The sequence below is a fragment of the Eudoraea sp. genome (genome assembly GCF_049665975.1).
Taxonomy (GTDB): Bacteria; Bacteroidota; Bacteroidia; order Flavobacteriales; family Flavobacteriaceae; genus Eudoraea.
Genome location: NZ_JBATGR010000013.1, coordinates 1 through 19,285, shown reverse-complemented (window position 1 = coordinate 19,285; position 19,285 = coordinate 1). Strand labels below are relative to the sequence as shown.

Sequence of the window (19,285 nt, the reverse complement as noted above, 5' to 3'; positions counted from 1 at the left end):
ATCATTGGATTACAAGCTGCTTCAGTACATCCATTACCTAAACCTATAAGTAGATTCGCTAACAATAACCCGTAATAGTTGCCTGAAAAAATTAGCATTAAAATACCAACCCCATGGGCAAAAAATGCAAATTGCATTATTGTCTTACCACCTACCTTATGATAAATCAGGCCGCCAATTACCATAGAAATAGGAAAACCCAGAAACCACATAGAAGTGATTAAACCAGCTTGACCAGCGGTTAATTCCAATTCTGTTTTTAGTTGATCTAAAATGCCTGCCGCAATAGCAAATGAAAATGCCGTTGTGATCAAGGCAAAACAACTTCCATAAAAAAGCCGTTGAGAATTAATTTTGGGGGCGTTTGTTGTGTTTTCCATTTGTTTAGTTTTGGTTGTTTTACAGTCTCATATTAATTCAAATGAGTTGGTTTGAATATATAAGAATAATGCCTTTTTTGCTAAAATCATAATTATTTTGCAATTGTCCTACCTGATCTGTGAAAAATCCCTTAAATTTTTGTGCAACTGATAAATTTTATTGATAATTGATTTTTAGCTAATTTAGATCAAAATACGGTCTACCGCATTTAAGAATGCGGAAATCATACAAAAAACAAATAAGCAGCAGTATGCAACAAAACAACTATCCAAAATTACATAATGCATCCTGGCCCGGTGTAGTAGGTAAAGGTCCGGATTCTGAACCTCCAATCTCTATTGATACAATGATAGAACTTACAGCCAATGCCGAGGTAAATGGAGTAAAATTTGACGGATTTGACCTTTTTCTTTTTGATCCCCATATGAATATAGATGCATCTGATGATGAAATTAAGCAAATGGCCGATAAAGCCAGGGCCAAAAACCTGGAAATAGGCAGTTTAGTGGCTCCTGTCTGGACTCCCACAGGCGGAGGCTCTGCAATGGGCACTGAAGAGGAAAGAGCTCAATTCGTAACTCAAGTGCGAAAGTCATGCGTAATTGGCCAAAAACTAAGAGAGATTGGAGTTAGACCTAATGGTATTATTCGAATAGATTCTTCTGTAAATCCGGAGACCTGGGCTACAGATCCTGTGCGCAATACCAAGCTAATAGCTAAGACATTTCGCGAGGCCTGTGATATTGCCGCTGACTATGGTGAATCTCTTGCTGCTGAAGGCGAGATTTGCTGGGGAGGAATGCATGGTTGGAAATCTATGCTAAAAACCCTGGAGGCTGTAAACAGGCCTAATATTGGATTTCAGGCAGATATGGCACATACGCTTTTATACCTTTTAGGGTATAATAAACCAGATGAAAGAATTTTACCCGAAGACTTTAAATGGGAAGACAGAGATACTTTAACCCAGGGTCTTAAAACACTCACTGCAGCCCTCAGACCCTGGACCATAGATTTTCATGTTGCACAAAATGACGGTACTGTTTTTGGGGCCGGCTCTCATGATAAAACCGGCAGGCACTGTCAGGCATCTGATCCAAACGGGAAATTAAATATTCCGGTTGATGCGGGACACTGGTTAAGAAATGAGGATGGAAGCCTGACTAAAAAAATCAGACATATATGTTGGGATGGTTGCATGTTTCCAAATGAAGTGATGATGCAGCCTAAAACATGGAATGATGTTTTGGGTGCTATGATTAAGGTTCGGGAACAACATGGTTGGTATGAATCTGCTTAATTCACAATCAAATCACATTATTAATAATGGGAAGTAAAAAACAAATCAGAATAGGATTAATCGGTTACGGATTTATGGGAAGAACCCACTCCAATGCCTATAAAAGAGTAGGGGACTTCTTTCCGGAGTTAGAATATCGTCCTGTTCTCAAAGCCGTTTGTGCCCGCAACAAGGAGCGCGTAAAAGCATTTGCTGAACAATGGGGGTACGAATCTTTCGAAACAGATTGGAAAACTTTAATTGCGAGGGATGATATTGATGCTGTGGATATCTGCACGCCAAACAATATGCATGCCCAAATTGCTATAGCCGCTGCAGAGGCAGGAAAGATGGTGCTATGTGAAAAGCCACTGGCGAGAACAGTGGCAGAGGCACAACCCATGGTGGATGCTGTTGAAAAAGCGGGGGTCAACAATACAGTTTGGTATAATTACCGTCGGATTCCGGCTGTAACTCTGGCCAAGCAATTTATTGATGCGGGAAAACTGGGCCAAATATTTCATTATCGGGCTAATTTCCTGCAGGACTGGACCATCAGTCCGGAACTGCCTCAGGGAGGAGAAGGATTATGGCGCTTAGATAATGACGCCGCGGGTTCCGGGGTCACAGGAGACCTTTTGGCTCATTGTATTGACACAGCGATGTGGCTGAATGGGGGAATAAAAGATGTATCCGCGGTAACTGAAACTTTTATAAAGGAAAGGGTACATACCGCTTCAGGCGAGGTTCAAAAAGTGGGTATTGATGATGCATGTATCTTCCATTGTCATTTTAATAATGGTTCACTTGGCCTTTTTGAATCTACCAGATACGCCAGGGGGCATAAAGCACTTTACACTTTCGAGATTAACGGGGAGCACGCTTCAATAAAATGGAATCTTCATGATCTGAATCGTCTGGAATATTTTGATCACCGGGACGAATCAATAGAGCGTGGTTGGCGTTCCATACACGTTACGGATGGGGATCAGCCCTATATGGATAAATGGTGGGTGCCCGGCTTGTCTATAGGATATGAACATAGCTTTGTGCATCAGGTCGCAGATTTTTTTAAAAGTTTAGAAAATGGGTCCCCTTGTTCCCCAACATTCAGGGAAGCTCAGGAAACGCAGAAGGTCTGTGAGGCCGTCCTCGAGTCTGCAAAATCGAAAAGCTGGAAAGATACCAATGTCTCCTTGTGAGCAGTTAATATAATTTAAATGATCAGATAAAATGAGTAAATCAATAAAGGGGTTTTGCCTGCATGGAAGAGAAAAGATTTTGCCCAATTCCGGGGTTACAGTGACAAGCAATACCTCTGTCGTAGCTATGCAAATACCTGAGTTAAAGGAAGGGGAAATTCTGGCCAGGACATTATATACGGGTATTTGTGGTTCTGATAATAGCGCTGCCTTGGGTAAGCCAAACTTTGATTGGGTAGAACGACCAAGAATTATTGGTCATGAGTTTAGTGCAGAAGTATTGGAGTTAGGACCCGGAGACCATGGTGATGTCAAAGTAGGAGATGTGTTCACACCTTTAGCTATGTTGGGTTGTCAGGATGAAGATTGTCCGGCGTGCAGCGTTGCCAAATGGAATTTATGTCCTTCGAAACAAATCATCGGATTTCATAGAAATGGGGGCTTTGGGCAACAGGTCATTCTGGAGTCAGATCGTGTCGTACCTTTAATGGAGGGATTAACCAGGGAGCAAGGTGCATTGGTTGAACCCTTGTCAGTTATAGTTAATGCGCTCCATAATAAATGCAATATAAAACCCGGACAGGACGTGGTAGTTACAGGATGCGGTATTATTGGTTTGATGTCAGCCGAGTTAGCCAGGGCCGCGGGTGCCAGGGTTGCAGTTACCGGGATAGAACATGATGTGAATATCCGTTTAAAAAAAGCTGCTGAACGAGGATTTATTACTATAGTTGTTTCTCCAGAGAATTCTTTAGAATCTCAATTGTATGTGGGAATAACCGACGATAAGGGGATTCCTTTTGGAGCTAATGGGAAAGTAGATTTGCTTATTGAGTGCTCTGGCGTGCCACAAGTACTAACAGAAGCTATTTCTGTTGTAAGGCCGGAAGGGGATATCTGTGTAATCGCGACCTATCCCAGAGAAGTGGAGATTAATGCTACACATCTCACGCGTACATCTTTGAATATGAGGGGCTCAATGGGCTCCTGCAGGGATGATTATATGGTGGCACAAAAGCTAATGGTAACTGGAATATTTCCTTCAGAACATTATATTAACCATTATGAATTTAAGGATATAAGTCAGGCTTTTGAAGATTCGATTTTAGCGAATAATGTGAAAGCGGTAATAAAAATGAGTTGATTTAAATAGTAACAAAGTTTTAGTTCAACAAATTGGTAAATAATATATGCATATAATTTTCATAACCGGGGGTACTGGTTGCATTGGTTCCGTAACTATTTATAAACTGCTGCAATCTGAGCAAGTTGGGAAAATTGTAGTGGCTGCCAGAACTGGCAATCTGGAGACTTTAAAATTATGGCTGGGAGATGTACTCGATGCCCGTTTGGAGTTTGTTACCCTGGATGTAGCAAATTATGAAGCAATACCTGAAATACTAACAAAGGTTAACCCAACACATATTATACACTTGGGTGCCTATCAGAGCCCGGACTGTTCCAATGCTCATATTCGTGGAATGGAGATAAACACAGGAGGCACCATGGCCCTTTTTGACGCTGCAGAAAAGTTGCCTAACCTTAAGAGGTTTGTATTTGCAAGTTCCGCCGCTGTTTACGGAATAAGAGCTATGTACTCTGATCCTATGATTGGGGAAGACGTACAATTAGCACCGCCAAATCATCACGGGATATGGAAGCTGGCCGGGGAACATCTGGCTCGTTTGTTTTATGAAAATACCCAGGTGCCCACTGTATGCCTGAGAATTAATACAACCTATGGTAAAGGACGGGATAAGGGAAAAACCTCCGCCCCTACAAATGCCTTAAAGGCAATTGCCATGGGATCAGTTACCGGGGAAATAACACCTTTTAAAATGCCTTATGACGGCAGGGAGAATTACCATTTTGTAGAAGATGTTGGAGCCCATTTTGCCGAAAGTACCTTACAGGATTTTGCCGGTTTCGGTGCATTCAATATTAAAGGAAAGACTATAGCTATTGAGAAGTTTTTGAGCATTGTCAAGGAAGAGGCCAATAATCTTGGCATAGGGGAATATGCTGAACTTTCCATTGCAGACGGAGCACCACCAAATTTATTCGCTCACGATTTAAGTCATGAAAAAATTGAAAAGACATTTAATAATTTGCCTTTGACCTCAATTGCCAAAGGGATTCGAATTTCTCTTGAGGAATTCCAGAAAATGGCGCGTAAAGGAGTTTTAAAATATTCAGTAGAAAGCACATGAACACAATGAGAATTGGATTAATTGGAGCAGGTGATATTGCCGATCTGCATGCTGAAGCCATTAATGGGCTTGAGGGTGCGGAGTTAGCAGGACTATGGAACAGGACTCCCGAAAAAGGTAGAGCAAAAGCCAGGCAATACAATTGCAGTTTCTATTCATCCGTAGAGGAGTTGCTTAATGATCCAGAAATAGATGCGGTTTTTATCCTTACCAACATGGAAACGCATTGTGAATATACCGTAAAGGCAGCCATTGCAGGGAAACATATATTGGTTGAAAAACCAGCAGCATCAAATATAGTGGAGTTGGAAAAAATGCAAAAAGCTGTACTGGAGGCTGGTGTAAAATGCATGCCTGTACATAATTACATATATGAATCGGGGATCTTAAGAACCAAATCAATGATTGAGAATGGTAGCCTCGGAGATATCACCCAATTTTATATGATGTATAATATTCACCACGCTGATGATATCAGGGCGCGTTATCCTGGGGTAATCAGGCAGATATTAACTCATCATTGTTATACTATGCTATATCTGGCCGGAAAACCCAAAACCATATCCTGTCTGAAGCATACTGTAGACAGCACTATTGCCCCGCAGGAAAATGTGGCTATGGCCAACATTCTAATGGCGAATGGAACACTAAGCCATTTATCGGCAAGTTTTGCAAATGACGACCATGCCGGGGATCCGTGGACCTGCATAATCAAGGTAATTGGAACAAAAGGAAGTACCAGATATAGCTATCGCGATTGGGTTATTAATGAACGAAATGGGGCGCATTCTCAGACGTATTACAGTTATCCTGAATCTATTAAAAATACGGCTACACATTTTATTGACAAGGTATTGCGAACAGGAGAGAAACCCCTTTCCACATTGGAAGATGCCATTAGTTGTCAAAGAATTATAGAAGCTTGTGAACGTTCTGAAAAAGAAGGGATTCATGTGGAGTTTAAGTAAAAGAACATTTCAATTTTTGATATAAGGTTATTATGAGTACGAAGAAATTAATAGATATAAGAAGAATATACTTATTGCTCATTATAGCACTTATTCTCTCATCCTGTAGTAAAAAAGAGAATTCCCTGGCACTGAATAAGGGAGATCATATTGTCCTTATCGGTAATAATCTGGGTTCCCGAATGATGAATTTTGGTCACTTTGAAACAGAGGTGCAGTTGCGCTACCCGGATAGTTTACTATTCATTCGTAATATGTGTGATGGTGGTAACACTCCCGGATTCAGGCCCCACTCGGCACGAAATTCACCTTGGGCATTTCCCGGCGCTGAAAAATTCCAGACAGAATATGCCCAGAAATCAGGAAGTATAGGGCATTATGAAACACCCGATGAATGGTTAAGCAGGCTTAAAGCAGATATTGTCATAGTATTTTTTGGATATAATGAATCCTTTCAGGGTAAGGAAGGTTTGGAGAATTACAAAGCCGAGTTACATGCTTTTATTCAACATACCAAGAAACAAAAATACAATGGCAACGAACCGCCTCAGCTGGCATTGGTTTCCCCAATTGCGTTTGCAGACTTATCTGCTCAAAAAGACTTACCAGACGGCGTTAATGAAAATCGGAATTTGTCTTTATATACCGAAGCTATGCGGGAAATAGCAAAAGCAGATAGTATTCTATTTGTAGATGCATTTAGTCCAAGTTCGGAATGGTTCAGTAAGGAGGCCGAGCAACTTACTTCAGACGGTTTTCAATTAAATGATTCGGGCTATCAAAAGTTTGCAAAGTTACTGACTGACCAAATATTTGGGAAAAACAAAAGCAAAGCTGAGGAGAATCGCAATTTGGTACATGATGCGGTTATGGATAAAAACTGGTATTGGCACAACGATTATAAAATGCCCAATGGTGTGCATGCCTTTGGTAGGCGTTATGATCCTTTTGGACCTGCAAACTATCCCTTTGAAATAGAAAAAATACGAGAAATGACCGCCATTCGCGATTCAGCAATTTGGGCTGCTTTAAAGGGTAAAAAGACAGGCGTAGCGGCGGCTGACGCAAAAACTAAAAAACTTCCGACTGTAAAAACTAATTATGACCCAGGCCAGGGAGATGTTGAGGCAGGTTATTTGTATGGAAAAGATGCGTTAGACAAGATCAAAGTCGCCAAAGGTTATCAATTGGAATTATTTGCTTCTGAAAAGGAATTTGCTGACCTCGCTAATCCTGTACAGCTATCCTTTGATAACAGGGGAAGACTTTGGGTGGGTGTAATGCCCAGCTATCCGCATTACAGACCAGGTGACAGTAAACCTAATGATAAGCTACTAATTTTAGAAGATACAGATAATGATGGCAAGGCCGATAAGCAAACCACATTTGCGGATGGTCTGCACCTCACAATTGGTTTTGAATTTGCTCCCGAAGGTGTTTACATATCCCAGGGCACCAACCTGGTGTTGTTAAAAGATACGGATGGCGATGACAAGGCAGATGTAAAAGAAATTGTTTTAAGCGGATTTGATGATCACGATACGCACCATACAACAAGTGCGTTCACGGCAGATCCATCCGGAGCTATCTATATGGGAGAAGGTGTATTCTTGCATACTAATGTAGAAACGGCATATGGCCCTGTACGTGCTACCAATGGTGGGTTTTATCGCTACAGCCCGCAAAGGCATCACCTGGAGCGGACTGCACAATTGCCAATTCCTAACCCCTGGGGTATTGCTTTTGATGAATGGGGTCAAAATTTCTTTGCGCATACTTCCGGCCCGGATGTTACCTGGATGATGCCCGGAACTATTAAACCAAGATATGGCCAGGCTTCTCCATTACCTGCAAACCTTATTCAGGAAGAACACCGGGTTCGTCCTACTTCTGGATTGGAATTTATTTCGAGCAGACATTTTCCTGATGAGGTTCAGGGCGATTTGATTATTAATAATACTATCGGATTCCTGGGAACCAAACAGCACACTATGAAAGATGATCCTGAATCATCTGGATATACCAGCAAACATAGACTGGATTTGCTGACATCGGATGATACCAATTTCCGACCGGTGGATATGGAGTTTGCTCCTGACGGATCATTGTATTTAATAGATTGGCATAACGTATTGGTTGGCCATATGCAGCACAATGCCCGTGATCCTTTAAGGGATCATGTTCACGGCAGGATTTATCGGATTACTTATCCATCCCGTCCTTTGGTGGAGCCCGCGAAGATTGTTGATGCAAGCATTGATGAATTGCTGGATAATTTAAAACTTCCCGAATACCGCTCAAGATATCGTACAAAAAGAGAGTTACGTTCAAGGGATAAATCTGAGGTGATGAATAAGTTGCGTGGATGGGTCAATAGATTGGACAGGAATGATGAAAGATATGAACACCATGTATTGGAGGCCTTATGGGTAAGTTGGGGTTTAAACCAAATTGATGATGCTCTTTTAAGGCAACTTTTAAATGCAGAGGATTACAGGGCCAGGGCAGCTGCAGTGAGGGTTTTGAGATATTCTGGTCATCAAGTACCTGACCAGGTGGAACTTTTAATGACTGCGGCTGTTGATGATAATCCACGGGTACGACTGGAGGCCTTTGTGGCGGCTTCATGGTTAGAAAAGGAATCTGGCCTGGCTCTACTAGAAGCTGCAGGCCAAAAACCTCTGGACGATTGGATGAAGCTTCCTTATGAGGCTGCGACGGCACATTTAAATGACCATAATATGGGACAGGACCCGAAAACAAAAGGGATAAAAACGGATCTAGAAGGAAAAGAACGCGAACTCTTTGTTAAAGGGGAAGAGATATACAAAAGAGAAGGATTTTGCATTACCTGCCATCAACCGGATGGAAGAGGTTTAAGTGCATCTCAATTTCCACCTTTGGCCGGGGTTCAATGGGTTACCGGAAGTGAGGAACGTCTTATAAAATTAACACTCAAAGGAATTATGGGCCCCATTGATGTAAAAGGGAAAACATATCCCGGGCAGGTTCCTATGACTCCATTTGGTGGTATGTTAAACGATGAAGAAATAGCCGCAGTACTCACTTTTGTTAGAAATGCTTTCGGCAATAAAGCACCTGCCATTTTAGCCGAAAAAGTCAAGGAAGTACGAGGTGATATTAAGGATAAAGAAGGTTTTTACTCAGCGGAAGAACTTTTACAAGAACATCCAATGAATTAAATAGCTGCTTTAAATTCAAAGATTTTGTCCATTGGCAACCACTTTTCACCAGGTTTAGCGAATGGCAAGGCCTGCTGATAATTCCACATTAAAACCTCCCAATCCTGTACTCTGTCGTTATCGGCATCCATCCTTGCCTTTTTGTCGAATGAAAAATTATCATCTACTTCAATAATCATAAATAAACGATTTCCAACGCGATAGATTTCCATGTAGTTAATACCAGAATTTGAAAGACTTTCTAAGACCTCCGGCCATACATTATTGTGATACTCCTCATACTTAGCAATCAGTGCATCGTCATCTTTAAGATCTAATGCAAGACAATGTTTTCTCATATTTTGATTTTGATTAATTTCATTCAAATTCAGAGCTCTGAATCAAATACCAGTGTATCTAATTCAGATGCCTGCCAAGGCGTAATTTTCCCTTGAGTACGAAATCTTATTCTGCCAACAGTACCATTGGAGATGGCCTCCGCAGAATTCCCCCAGCTATTTCTTATATAGGTAGAAATGGCGGCTATGTCCTCATTCTGTAGTGTTGAGAATGAAGGCATATTGGGTAATATTTCCGGAATCCCATATTCTTTGCCATTTACCACAACCGGTCCTTCCATACCATGCAATAAAATCATGGCAAGTTTTTCTTTATCACCGGTAACCCATTCAGAACTTTTTAATGGTGGCGCAAATCTGGCCATACCTTCTCCCTGAGTACCATGGCAATTGGCGCAAAGGTTTAAAAAATTTTGTCTTCCGGTAGCCATAACCAACGGATCAACTTCAATTGAATTCTGTTTGTTTTCAGCCACTTCAATTGGTTTGCCCGGCCAGATAAATAATTTTTCTAAGTTGGCCAACATATTTTCATCTGTCTTTTCAGAGGTTTTTAGGTTTTGGAAAACAGGAGGTGCATGTGTAAGTTCAATTTTGGCATTATCCTGGGAGGACGAACTGTTGAGGATTCCGTTTACAATTGCATTTGTCACCCATTGTGTTTTTTGGTTTTGATACAAATTCAATTTATTCAAAATAGGTAGAATTTCTTCTTCCGCTCCCTTTGTTGCAACTGCGGCAACCAGCATTTCAAGAAATATTTCGCGATTCTGATCATAGGTATACCATTCCTCGTCTGACATTAGGTTGTTGAAAAATGCAGCTTCTCTATTTTCCATACTACTCATAACAACATCACGGGCAACAGGGTTCTGATTGTATTCTTTAAGGAATTTCTTTGCAATACTAAAGGCATATTCCGGCTCCAATAAATCAGATGTCAATACCATTTGCATCTGAAAAATGGGGTCTGCATGATCATAGGCATCTGAAATAAATTGTTGTATTTCTTCGAGAACCTGTGGTTGTTTATCTGATATCCCAACAGAAAGACGCAAGGCGGCCTGGGCTACTTTTGGATCTGCAGCATGCAGGGTAGAGAGGTAAGGCTTTGAATCTGTATTTCCTAATCCTTCAAGGGTCCATAAGGCGTGAAGTTGTCCTAAAGGATTTTCTGAAGCAAGCATGTTTTCTAATTCAGGAACAATTGTCAGGTCATTACTTTCCACCAGCAAGCGCTGTGCCATATCCCTGGTCCATCCATTAGGATGCTTTAATAGATTAACAAGCTCTGCAGGATTCAATTTGGAAAGATCATCTGCCTTTTCTGTTGTATTTTTTTTTGAAGTTATACGCCATATGCGACCCATATTTATAGGTTTGTCGAGTTTCCGCTTTAAGGTTACTTCCCTCAGATACTCTGTCATGTATGGCCCATGCTGAATTATACCTTTATACATATCCACAACATAGAGTGCTCCATCCGGTCCTGAAGCCAGAGAAATGGGCCTGAAACGCTCGTCTGTTGAAGCAAGAAATTCACGATTCTCATAAACGCCTGAAGCGCTTAACATAAATCCATCTTCAAGTACTGAATTTCTTTTGATCAGGTTACCGGTAGGTTCACAAACAAAGGCATTTCCCAAATATGAATCAGGAAGGACATCCCCTCGGTAGATCAACGGGCCACAAGCCGATGCAAATTCTAGTAATTTCCCCTCTTCATCCAGGGTCCCCGGAACATAACCGCGGTTTACCGCCGTATTACTTCTTATAGGATATATTTTACGGTCGAGTGTCAGACCATGATCTATACCACTGCTACTTTTATGATGTTTATTTCTTTGGAGCGCATTTGGCGGGACAAGATCTGCATGTAATTGGGACCAGTTATAGTTGTAAAACAATCGGCCCGTATTATCATGACATATGCCCCATTGCCCCCTGAATTCGGTTTCTTCTTTAATCCATTTAGAATTTATCTTCCGGTAGCGGCTTTTAGATTTGGCATTGTAATACCAATTGTCCATTCCCCTCCAAAGCGCATTGGCAGAATGTTCAGGCATTCCTTGTCCGCCGTAGGTAGGATCAATCAATGTTTTTGTATCTGCTTTAAAATCCCCATCCGTGTCTTCTGCAAACCAAAGCGGAATATTTTCGGCAACAAGGGCTCCGCCATTGACTACCGCAATGGCTCTTGGAAGCACCAGGCTATCCAAAAATATGATGCTCTTGTCCATTTGTCCGTCCCCGTTATTATCAAATAATACGCTAACTCTTCCTACAGGATCTTTTTCCCCTGTACCATCAATATCGCGCATAAAACCGATCATTTCTACAACCCATAACCTGCCAGCCTCGTCAAAAGAAATTGCCACAGGGTCTTGCACAAGAGGCTCGGCAGCCACAAGTTGAATTTCAAGATCCGGGTCTGCCAGTTCAAAAGCCTGAAGGGCCTGAGAAGGTGATAAGGGAGGAGAAGGTTCTTGTTTACAACTTTGTAGAATTAGCAGTAGCCCTAATAAGAGAAAGAGTGGAAGTACACGAAAGATCAATTCATTTTCTCTAGACATAGCCCTCTAAAATACGAATTTTATGCTTTTAAAAGTACCGATAAATATTTATGGATTTTTTGTATTAAACAATAAAAGTTGCGACGTAAACCAGTAAGGCTGCAAATGAGCCAACTATGAAAGTGCCAAGGGTATATACCCTGTATCCGGTTTTGACATCAATTCCTGAAAATTGTGTAAGGATCCAAAATCCGCTGTCGTTTGCATGTGAAACTACCATTGCGCCGGCACCTATTGCAGCAACAACCAAAGCTTTATCTATCTCCGTTTCAAAACCCATGGAAATCAATAAAGGAGCTATGATTGAAGCCGTTGTTATTAGTGCAACTGTTGATGAGCCTTGAGCTGTTTTAATTGCTGCACATAACATAAAAGGCAACCAAATACCCAGGTTAGCTGTGGAGAGTGTATCTGCCAGGGTAGTGGCAATGCCGCTATTCTGTAAAATAGTTCCAAAGATACCCCCTGCACCGGTAATAAGGATAATGTTGGAGGCATCAGTCAGCGCATTCCCAACCCAACCTGTGGTAGATAGAATAGTCTTATCCCACTTTCTGGGAAGCAAAAAAGCGAATAACATACCAATTATCAAGGCAATTACAGGAGAACCGATAAAGGAAATTAATTTCATCCACACTGTCTCTGCCTGGCCTTCAACCAGATTAAATTCGACAAGAGATTTCCCTACAATTAATAAGATAGGCACTAATATTGGTAAAAATGATTTGAAAGCACCAGGGGCTTGTTTTATTTTTTCCTGAATCTCTTCTTCCGTAATATCCGGATTTGGATCAATATAGTTTCTGGCTCCCATTTTCTTACAATAAAAAATTGCGACTACCAGCGATAAAAGGCCAATAACTAAACCTACCAGCATTACCAGACCCACATCTGCACCAATTATTCCTGCGGCCGCAATAGGGCCCGGGGTAGGAGGTACCAATACATGGGTAATCATAAGACCCAGAATTAAGGCCGTGGCGGTTCCAACAATAGATAAACCGGCCCTTTTAGAAAGACTTTTATTTAATGGGTTCAGAATAATAAATCCACTATCTGCAAATACCGGGATAGAAACCACAAAACCTACTAATGCCATGGCCTCGTGGACACGGTTTTTACCTATTATTTTAAGGATTATTTCAGCCAGTTTATAGGCCCCTCCTGAATGCTCAAGAAAGGCACCAATTATAACACCCAGGACAATGACAACTCCAATTTTTCCTAATGTAATTCCAAACCCGTCATTTATAGATTGTACAATTATATTCAATTCCATACCTGAAAGGAGACCAAAAAAGATGGCGGCACCCAGCAGGGCTAAAAATGGATGAACTTTGAATTTTGCGGTGAGCAATACAATGATTGCCACACTCAAAAGGAGCAATAAAATAGTTGTCATAAATTGATTGGTTTAGTGTGCATCCCGTTTTACTACAGAACTTGATTTTCCTACTAAAAAATCAAAATCTGCCCCTAAGTGGGCCTGTTGCACGGTTCTAGTATATAGGTTGGTATATCCTCTGTTTGCGGGTGGTTGAGGAGGTGTCCAGGACGCCTTTCTTTTTTTCAGTTCAGACTCTTCCACTTCCAAATGTAATTTCCTGTTAGGTACATCAAGGATAATAAAGTCTCCGGTTTTCACCAAGCCCAAAACCCCGCCTATTGATGATTCCGGAGAAACATGTAAAACTACAGTTCCAAAAGCAGTACCACTCATTCTCCCGTCCGAGATTCGTACCATGTCTTTTATCCCTTTTTTTAATAATTTTTCGGGCAAATCCACATTTCCAACTTCCGGCATACCTGGATATCCTACAGGTCCTGCCCCTTTAAGGACAATCACGCTTGTTTCATCTATTTCCAAATCGGGCCTGTCAATATTGGCATGGCAATCCTCAATATCTTCAAAAACTACAGCCATGCCGCGATGTGTCATTAGTTTCGGAGTTGCGGCTGAAGGTTTTATTACAGCCCCATCTTCACATAAGTTGCCATATAATACAGCAATCCCTGCTTCTTCAATAAAGGGTTGGTCAATTGTCGCAATTACCTCATAATTATAACATTCAGCTTTTTTATTATTCTCTCCGATAGGTTTGCCATTAACAGTTATGGCATTATTATGCAGGTGATCTTTCATTTGATTGATGACAACCGGTAAGCCACCAGCATCAAAAAAATCCTCCATCAGGAATTTGCCTGAAGGCATTAGATTTACCAGTAATGGTATTTTACTGCCAAGGGTATCAAATTCCTTTAAATGAAGAGGAACCCCAATTCTTCCCGCAATAGCTTGCAGGTGAATTATAAAATTAGTGGAACCTCCTACAGCAGCATTTAATTTTATGGCATTTTCAAAGGCCTCACGAGTGAGGATTTTAGACAACTTCAGGTCTTCTTTTACCATTTCAACAATTCGCCTGCCAGATAGTTGTGCCATAACTTTCTTTCGGGAGTCTACAGCAGGTATGGCAGCTGCCCCAGGTAACGTTAGTCCAAGAGATTCAACCATGCAAGCCATGGTGGAGGCTGTTCCCATAGTCATACAATGTCCTGCGCTTCGTGCCGAGCATATCTCGGCTTCAATCTGATCTTCCTCTGTAAAACCTTCGTTCTTAATCTTGTCTTTTAAAGTCCATACAAAAGTCCCTGATCCTATTCGTTCTCCTTTGTATTTTCCATTTAACATAGGCCCTCCCGGAACTACAATTGTTGGAAGATCAACACTGCAGGCACCCATTACTGTTGATGGAGTGGTCTTGTCGCATCCTGTTAGAAGTACAACCCCATCAAGAGGGTTTGCACGAATACATTCCTCAGTATCCATACTTGCCAGGTTTCTGAAAAGCATTGCTGTGGGTCGCATTAAAATCTCCCCCATACTGGTGACCGGGAATTCAAAAGGGACACCACCGGCTTCAAGAACCCCCTTTTTAACAAATTCTGCAAAATCTCTTAAATGGCCATTACAGGGAGTTAATTCAGACCAGGTATTACAAATGCCAATGACAGGTCTTCCATTGAAATAATCATTTGGATAGCCCTGATTGCGGAGCCATGACCTGTGAATAAATGCCGATTTTGGATCTCCGGGGTTAAACCAATCCTCACTTCGCAATCTTTTTTGCTTATCTTTTTCCATATAGTGGGTACTTCTTTTATGAGTACGACAAATATTTTTGACTAATAGTATTCATGTATATGGAAATCAAGGTATCATCTTTAATGCATTTAACAAAATGGATTGGGTATTTATTTCCATACCAAGGTCTTTTTTAGTAAATATTTTCAGGTACTGAAAATCTTTTGTTACTTTTAATTAAACGGTTTTATGTTATCATTATAGACCATTTGAGTATGCCTGACAAATTAGTGATTGTGCTTGTTTCATTTGTTTAAGTGAATCGCAGGGCTTCTTTTTTTTGAAGGGATAGGAATAATATTATGGACAATAGATAATTTACTCTTATGAAACGAAGGAGTTTTATTCAAAAAAGCAGTTCAGCGAGTCTATTTGCCCTCTCTATGCCGGCAATTCCCTCTTTTTCCGCTTTAGTTGAAGAAATGCGGTTTGGAATAGCGGAGGCATCTTATGTTCAGCGCAGGTATGCGAAGTTAGAGAGTAATACATATCCGCCCTTCACAGACTCTTTACAAATGATTGAACACTCTGGTTCTGAAGGATTTGGCGGGGTACAGTTTAGCGTAAGTGGCTGGGATGCGGCTTATGCCAAAAAGGTAAAAACAAGAGTTGAAGAATTGGAGCTCTTTCTGGAAGGCCAGATTAGGTTGCCAAATGACGATTCGGATCTTCAAAGGTTCACTGCTGAGGTATCAGCTGCAAAAGCAGCGGGAGTAGATATTCTTAGGACAGCCTGCCTTTCGGGCCGAAGATACGAGACATTTGATACCATGAGTTCTTTTCAGGAATTCAGAACAAAATCAATTAACTCTTTAAAACTGGCAGAACCCGTTGTTCGTAATCATGATGTAAAACTTGCTGTAGAAAACCATAAGGACTGGCGAATTGCTGAAATGATAGAAATATTGAATTTGATTGATAGCGAGTGGGTAGGGGTCAACCTGGATACCGGCAATAACATCTCCCTGCTGGAGGATCCAATGGAGGTAGTGGAAGCACTAGCTCCTTATGCTTTTACCGTTCATTTAAAGGACATGGCTGTTGAGGAATATGAAGATGGATTTTTACTCGCGGAGATAAATTTAGGAGAAGGATTTTTAGATATTGACAAAATGATTACGGTTATCAAAAAGCACAATCCGGAAATCCGGTTTAACCTTGAAATGATCACCAGAGATCCCTTAAAAATCCCATATTTAACTGAGGGTTATTGGGCAACATTTGATCAAATTTCCGGCAATGAATTGGCCGGGTTTCTATATAAAATTAAAAAGGAAAAAAGCGCGTCACCTTTAACTGTGATATCCAAAAATTCAGCAGATGACAAACTGGCTCTGGAATTAAAGAATAATAAAGATTCACTTAAATATGCCAGGCAACGTCTGGGCTTTATTTAAAAAAATAAAATATTAATATATGGCACATACTCGCTTACCCGGAATAGAACAATTTAATATGAAAGGACGAACAGCCATGATTACTGGCGGTTCTAAAGGTCTTGGGCTGGCAATGGCCGCCGGTCTTGCATCTGCAGGTTGTTCAACAGCATTAGTGAATAGAAATTTAGAAGAAGGTATTAGTGCAGCAGAAGAACTTAATAAGGATTTTGGTGTAAAGGCTAAGGCCTATTCTGCGGATGTTACAAATTTAGAACAGGTAGAGGCAGTTGTAAAGGAGATTGAAAATGACTTCGGTAAGATTGATATACTAATTAACAGTGCAGGGATTAATATCAGAGGGGCCATAGATGAATTAAGTCCGGAGGATTTTAACCAGGTGATGAAGGTTAATGTAGAAGGTACCTGGAACACTTCCCGTGCTGTAACTCCACTAATGAAGAAAAATAAGTATGGGAGAATCATTAATATGGCAAGTACACTGGGATTGGTAGGTTTGGCTAATCGTACTCCATATGCAACTAGTAAAGGGGCTGTAGTTCAAATGACCAGGGCACTTGGGTTAGAGTTGGCACCTTTTAATATTACGGTCAATGCCATATGCCCGGGGCCCTTTTTAACAGAAATGAACATCCCTATTGCCAATACGGAAGAGGCAAAGAATTTCATAGTCGGGGCTACAGCGCTTGCCCGCTGGGGGGAATTAAGAGAGATACAGGGCGCTGCCATTTTTTTAGCCAGTGATGCAGGTAGCTACATGGTAGGTTCTATTCTTACCGTAGATGGCGGCTGGACGGCAAAATAATCAGACCTGTATACTCAGAACTAAATTACAGAAACACTTAAGTTTTAATTGTCTTTTTGCTTTTAAGTAACTGATGTTACACAAGGTGTATTTATGACTTATGTCATATTTTACGGAGCTGTCTATAGGTAATTTTACATCATTAAATACAGGTCAAAAATTCCTGTATTCAGAATCTAAAAAGGTAAATAGTCATGAAAAATTTAGTCATATTAGGCGCAGGAACTTCCGGAACTATGATGGCCAATCATTTAATAACCCGTCTGCCTAAAAAAGAGTGGAAGATTTCCATTGTAGATCAATACAAAACCCATTATTACCAGCCTGGATTCTTATTTCTTCCTTTTGATATTTATTCTGAAGACCAAGTAAAAAAAACAGGGAAAAAATTTATCCCCAAAGGGGTGAACTATATACAAAAGAAAATAGAACAAATATATCCCGAAGACAATAAAGTAGCTTTGGAAGATGGAACATTGGATTATGATGTTTTGATAGTAGCCACCGGGTCTAAAATCGCTCCGGATGAAACAGAAGGCCTATTAGGTCCGCTATGGAAAAAGGACATCTTCGATTTTTACACCTATGAAGGTGCTCTTGCTTTACGAAACAAATTACGTGAATGGGATGGTGGTAAATTAGTTATACACATAACCGAAATGCCCATAAAATGCCCTGTAGCACCATTGGAATTTGCATTCTTGGCAGATTCTTATTTCTCCAAAAAAGGAATGCGGGACAAAGTTGAAATTACCTATGTAACCCCGTTATCAGGGGCATTTACCAAACCAACTTGTACAACCGCCCTTAATTATCTTTTGGAAGAAAAAAAAATAAAAATTGAAACTGATTTCGCCATTGAATGTGTGGATAATGAAAAAAGAGCAATAATTGATTATGCAGAAAAAGAAATTCCTTTTGATCTATTGGTCACTGTACCTACAAATATGGGTGATGAAGTAATTGAAAGGTCGGGATTGGGAGATGATTTGAATTTTGTTCCAACCCACAAGCATACGCTGCAGTCAAAAGATCATGAAAATATTTTTGTGATAGGAGATGCTACCAATGTTCCGGCATCTAAGGCAGGTTCTGTAGCCCATTTTCAGGCAGAAACATTAACAGATAATATTATCTTATTTACTAAAGGTTATAAATTAAAAGAAGAATTTGACGGTCATGCCAATTGCTTTATAGAAACTGGAAACAATAAGGCTTTATTGATTGACTTCAATTATGACCAGGAGCCAGTACATGGGACATTCCCTTTTGCTAAAATAGGTCCTCTTAAACTATTAAAAGAAAGTATATTCAATCATTGGGGCAAGCTTGCCTTTAGATGGATTTACTGGAATGTGCTATTGAAAGGAATTGCAATTCCTTTTGTATCAAGAAACATGAGTTTTAAAGGAAAGATTTTTGATATAAAGGCTGAAAAACAACACGTATAAATTAAATTATAAAAATAATAATTATGGATTTAAACATAGCAGGGATCAAATTGGATGTAACGGAAGATGGATATTTAACTGACGTATCTCAATGGAATGAAGAAATTGCTATTGAAATAGCAAAACAAGAAGGTATTGAGTTAACAGATAGACATTGGGAAGTACTTAAATGGATCCAAGAACAAGTTAAAAAAGAAGTGGCCCTCTCGATAAGGGGCATTAAAAAAAGTGGTGTGCTGAATATAAAAGAATTCTACGCACTATTTCCTGGTGGACCTTTAAAAATTTCAACAAAAATTGCGGGTGTACCAAAACCTAAAAGTTGTATTTAAA

15 protein-coding genes are annotated in these 19,285 nt (G+C 40.4%); 10 read left to right on the top strand and 5 right to left on the bottom strand.

Annotation, left to right across the window (positions count from 1 at the left end):
- The coding region (locus WBN20_RS00590; protein WP_424280334.1) for an MFS transporter at positions 1-380 on the bottom strand (380 nt) is incomplete at its 3' end.
- Between the two features lie 251 nt (positions 381-631).
- On the opposite strand from WBN20_RS00590, the gene WBN20_RS00585 reads away from it, so the two are divergent.
- Genes WBN20_RS00585 through WBN20_RS00560 form a run of 6 tightly spaced genes read left to right on the top strand, consistent with a single transcriptional unit; the run spans position 632 to position 9,243 of the window.
- Positions 632-1,681: a sugar phosphate isomerase/epimerase family protein gene (locus tag WBN20_RS00585; RefSeq protein ID WP_424280333.1), complete on the top strand. Its 1,050-nt coding sequence runs from the start codon at positions 632-634 to the stop codon at positions 1,679-1,681.
- Positions 1,682-1,707: 26 nt separating this feature from the next.
- Positions 1,708-2,862, top strand: a complete 1,155-nt coding sequence (locus WBN20_RS00580; RefSeq protein ID WP_424280332.1) for a Gfo/Idh/MocA family protein — start codon at positions 1,708-1,710, stop codon at positions 2,860-2,862.
- Between the two features lie 31 nt (positions 2,863-2,893).
- Positions 2,894-4,006 carry a zinc-dependent alcohol dehydrogenase gene (locus tag WBN20_RS00575; protein ID WP_424280331.1) on the top strand — a complete coding sequence of 371 codons (1,113 nt, stop codon included), beginning with the start codon at positions 2,894-2,896 and terminating at the stop codon, positions 4,004-4,006.
- A gap of 46 nt (positions 4,007-4,052) precedes the next feature.
- The gene (locus WBN20_RS00570) at positions 4,053-5,072 is read left to right on the top strand and encodes an NAD-dependent epimerase/dehydratase family protein (protein WP_424280330.1); all 1,020 of its coding nucleotides are present in this window, start codon (positions 4,053-4,055) and stop codon (positions 5,070-5,072) included.
- 5 nt (positions 5,073-5,077) lie between these two features.
- Entirely contained in the window at positions 5,078-6,040 is a 963-nt protein-coding gene (locus WBN20_RS00565) for a Gfo/Idh/MocA family protein (protein ID WP_424272135.1), read from the top strand.
- Between the two features lie 32 nt (positions 6,041-6,072).
- Positions 6,073-9,243, top strand: a complete 3,171-nt coding sequence (locus WBN20_RS00560; RefSeq protein WP_424280329.1) for a PVC-type heme-binding CxxCH protein — start codon at positions 6,073-6,075, stop codon at positions 9,241-9,243.
- Here the strand turns inward: WBN20_RS00560 and WBN20_RS00555 are convergent.
- From WBN20_RS00555 to WBN20_RS00540, 4 genes are all read right to left on the bottom strand, one after another.
- Positions 9,240-9,581, bottom strand: coding sequence for an L-rhamnose mutarotase (locus WBN20_RS00555; protein ID WP_424272743.1), 342 nt, complete (start codon positions 9,579-9,581; stop codon positions 9,240-9,242). The two genes, WBN20_RS00560 and WBN20_RS00555, sit on opposite strands and share 4 nt — an antisense overlap.
- A 29-nt stretch (positions 9,582-9,610) precedes the next feature.
- Positions 9,611-12,154, bottom strand: a complete 2,544-nt coding sequence (locus tag WBN20_RS00550) for a DUF7133 domain-containing protein (protein ID WP_424280328.1) — start codon at positions 12,152-12,154, stop codon at positions 9,611-9,613.
- 64 nt (positions 12,155-12,218) lie between these two features.
- Positions 12,219-13,556, bottom strand: coding sequence for a GntP family permease (locus WBN20_RS00545; RefSeq protein ID WP_424280327.1), 1,338 nt, complete (start codon positions 13,554-13,556; stop codon positions 12,219-12,221).
- A gap of 12 nt (positions 13,557-13,568) precedes the next feature.
- Positions 13,569-15,299 carry an IlvD/Edd family dehydratase gene (locus WBN20_RS00540; protein ID WP_424280326.1) on the bottom strand — a complete coding sequence of 577 codons (1,731 nt, stop codon included), beginning with the start codon at positions 15,297-15,299 and terminating at the stop codon, positions 13,569-13,571.
- Between the two features lie 326 nt (positions 15,300-15,625).
- On the opposite strand from WBN20_RS00540, the gene WBN20_RS00535 reads away from it, so the two are divergent.
- The 4 genes from WBN20_RS00535 (at position 15,626) to WBN20_RS00520 (ending at position 19,284) form a co-directional block, all read left to right on the top strand.
- Positions 15,626-16,696, top strand: coding sequence for a sugar phosphate isomerase/epimerase family protein (locus WBN20_RS00535; RefSeq protein WP_424280325.1), 1,071 nt, complete (start codon positions 15,626-15,628; stop codon positions 16,694-16,696).
- Between the two features lie 19 nt (positions 16,697-16,715).
- The gene (locus tag WBN20_RS00530; protein ID WP_424280324.1) at positions 16,716-17,501 is read left to right on the top strand and encodes an SDR family NAD(P)-dependent oxidoreductase; all 786 of its coding nucleotides are present in this window, start codon (positions 16,716-16,718) and stop codon (positions 17,499-17,501) included.
- A 194-nt stretch (positions 17,502-17,695) separates the two neighbouring features.
- Entirely contained in the window at positions 17,696-18,952 is a 1,257-nt protein-coding gene (gene sqr / locus WBN20_RS00525; RefSeq protein ID WP_424280323.1) for a type III sulfide quinone reductase, selenoprotein subtype, read from the top strand.
- 23 nt (positions 18,953-18,975) lie between these two features.
- Positions 18,976-19,284 (top strand): TusE/DsrC/DsvC family sulfur relay protein, encoded by a 309-nt coding sequence (locus tag WBN20_RS00520; RefSeq protein ID WP_424280322.1) that lies wholly within the window; start codon positions 18,976-18,978, stop codon positions 19,282-19,284.
- The last annotated feature ends 1 nt before the right edge of the window (position 19,285 follow it).

Bases quoted from the DNA above. Each gene is read 5' to 3' on its own strand.
- WBN20_RS00540 (WP_424280326.1), bottom strand. From the start codon at position 15,299: ATGGAAAAAGATAAGCAAAAAAGATTGCGAAGTGAGGATTGGTTTAAC.
- WBN20_RS00560 (WP_424280329.1), top strand. From the start codon at position 6,073: ATGAGTACGAAGAAATTAATAGATATAAGAAGAATATACTTATTGCTC.
- sqr (WP_424280323.1), top strand. From the start codon at position 17,696: ATGAAAAATTTAGTCATATTAGGCGCAGGAACTTCCGGAACTATGATG.
- WBN20_RS00545 (WP_424280327.1), bottom strand. From the start codon at position 13,556: ATGACAACTATTTTATTGCTCCTTTTGAGTGTGGCAATCATTGTATTG.
- WBN20_RS00535 (WP_424280325.1), top strand. From the start codon at position 15,626: ATGAAACGAAGGAGTTTTATTCAAAAAAGCAGTTCAGCGAGTCTATTT.
- WBN20_RS00580 (WP_424280332.1), top strand. From the start codon at position 1,708: ATGGGAAGTAAAAAACAAATCAGAATAGGATTAATCGGTTACGGATTT.
- WBN20_RS00570 (WP_424280330.1), top strand. From the start codon at position 4,053: ATGCATATAATTTTCATAACCGGGGGTACTGGTTGCATTGGTTCCGTA.
- WBN20_RS00575 (WP_424280331.1), top strand. From the start codon at position 2,894: ATGAGTAAATCAATAAAGGGGTTTTGCCTGCATGGAAGAGAAAAGATT.
- WBN20_RS00530 (WP_424280324.1), top strand. From the start codon at position 16,716: ATGGCACATACTCGCTTACCCGGAATAGAACAATTTAATATGAAAGGA.
- WBN20_RS00585 (WP_424280333.1), top strand. From the start codon at position 632: ATGCAACAAAACAACTATCCAAAATTACATAATGCATCCTGGCCCGGT.
- WBN20_RS00520 (WP_424280322.1), top strand. From the start codon at position 18,976: ATGGATTTAAACATAGCAGGGATCAAATTGGATGTAACGGAAGATGGA.
- WBN20_RS00565 (WP_424272135.1), top strand. From the start codon at position 5,078: ATGAGAATTGGATTAATTGGAGCAGGTGATATTGCCGATCTGCATGCT.
- WBN20_RS00555 (WP_424272743.1), bottom strand. From the start codon at position 9,581: ATGAGAAAACATTGTCTTGCATTAGATCTTAAAGATGACGATGCACTG.
- WBN20_RS00550 (WP_424280328.1), bottom strand. From the start codon at position 12,154: ATGTCTAGAGAAAATGAATTGATCTTTCGTGTACTTCCACTCTTTCTC.